The organism is Mucilaginibacter sp. P4_G9 (assembly GCF_056400985.1).
This window is the reverse complement of record NZ_JBFUKF010000655.1, coordinates 1-1,850: the sequence shown is the minus strand read 5'-3', so window position 1 is coordinate 1,850 and position 1,850 is coordinate 1. Positions and strand designations below refer to the sequence as shown.

Genomic DNA, 1,850 nt, shown 5'->3' with positions numbered 1-1,850 from the left:
GGTTAACTCTGGTGTTGATGCTAAAAAAGTGAAAGTAAAAGGCTTTGGTGAAACCAACCCGATTGCTGATAACTCAACCGAAGAAGGACGTGTTTTAAACCGTCGCGTTCAGTTCAAACAAAAATAATTTTCAATAAAATATTATTTGTGAAGGCTCCGGATAACCCGGAGCCTTTTTTGTTTTTACACAATTTAGGATTTTGTAGGGATGAACACACAGAAACCAGACAGTAGGACTTACAGAGCCCCCCTGTATAGTTAGGGATTATTAATGTTGTGTTTATTTTTATAGGTATTAATGAGCTCCCTGCGGTCGGTTATCTTCGTCGTACCTCCTACCCATGACAAGTTGAAAAACGGAAGTCATCCCGTCCGTTAGCTAACGGATCGGGATCCCACAGGACAGGTGCACCGCACGAAGTACACTTAGCATGTGGGGTGCCGAAACAAGTTCACTGTTGTCCGGTAAAAATCCAATCATGCCATTAAATCCTTCAAATTAGGCTAGAAACAGCGTTTTCGTAGCGTTTTTAAAAGGCAAGCCCCTGCTTTTTTTAGTTTTTAAAATTCTTATCTGAATTCGGCTGTCCGGTAAAAAATCAGTCATTTACTGGTGTTTTAATCTTTTAGACCCTTTATAGCTTCAATATGCAACAAAATATTTTTTCAGTAGCCGAATATTGCAACCATTTGTGATTCGGCTGTCCGGTAAAACTTTATTTAAAATCTTTTACCGGACAACAGTGAAACAAGTTCGGCATGACATTGGGCGTTAAATCGCTGTCATTCCCCCTTCAGAATTTCGCGAAATTTTACCACTCGCAATGACGATCACGAGGTGATTGTGGTATCCATACATGTCATTACTGTTTTTCCAGAATTTATCTGGCGAGTTTCTCGCCATGACACACGAATATGCGCTTAAGCGGACGGCACGACTTCAGTGTTTTTTAAAAGTGATTTCCATTGGGAGCAGATAGGATTTCTTCCTGATCAATTTTATTTTAATAAGGGAAAATGAGTACCGGAACGATAAGGTTTGCAGGGAGTTTATCAGTTATATTGTTACCTATTATTTCTTCAAAATGATAGCGGTGATTAACCATAACCAGCAGATCATTATGCAGGCCGTTTTTTAAAACATCCACAGCAATAGATATGTTTCTTTCCCTGATATTATTAAAGTACAATTGGTCATAGTTAACATTCTCAGCTATCTCTTTACTAAAAACATCAAGAGCATATTTTTCTTCCATGTGAGGCAGGCCTTTTGCTGATATATGAGCAATGGAAAGTTTTGCACTTACAACTTTTGCCATTTCGGCCAGGTATCTTACAATGTGTAAGCGGCAATAGCGCAGATCGGCAATGTAAACAATCCTTTCAATATCCTTTATTTGCCAGTTAGCAGGTATCAGCATCAGCGGGCAAAGCATTTTGTTCAATAAATGATTTACGTTTATTTTAAAGATTGAGGAGGGACTATCATCGCCCATACCTTTAACCATCAGCCATATTTGTTCTTGGTTAACAAGGTGTGCAAGCTCTGTTTCATTGGTGTTTGAAATATCAATTTCTATTACCTCCGGCTTAAAAGTATTATCATCATTATCAGGCACCAACAAATGGGGCATTACCTTTTTAACAGACAATGAGCAATCAGCGTAATCAAAACGGTTTCCTACCAATACCTTTTCAAAAACTTCTTTCTTTACTTCACAAGTATTAGCTATAATGATATTCGCATAATTTTTTTCGGCTATTAATTTTGCAAATGCTATAGCATGGTCTGCCTCTGCCGAGTGATCATTTATTACAAGGATTGTTTTCATAATTGAAGAGAATAAAGG

The 1,850-nt window shown here is 37.9% G+C and carries 1 protein-coding gene; it reads right to left on the bottom strand.

All coding sequences use genetic code 11. From position 1 onward, the window contains the following. Positions 1–1,004: 1,004 nt before the first annotated feature. On the bottom strand, positions 1,005–1,850 hold an 846-nt coding region (locus AC1DPZ_RS26410; protein ID WP_477409112.1), incomplete at its 5' end, for a hypothetical protein.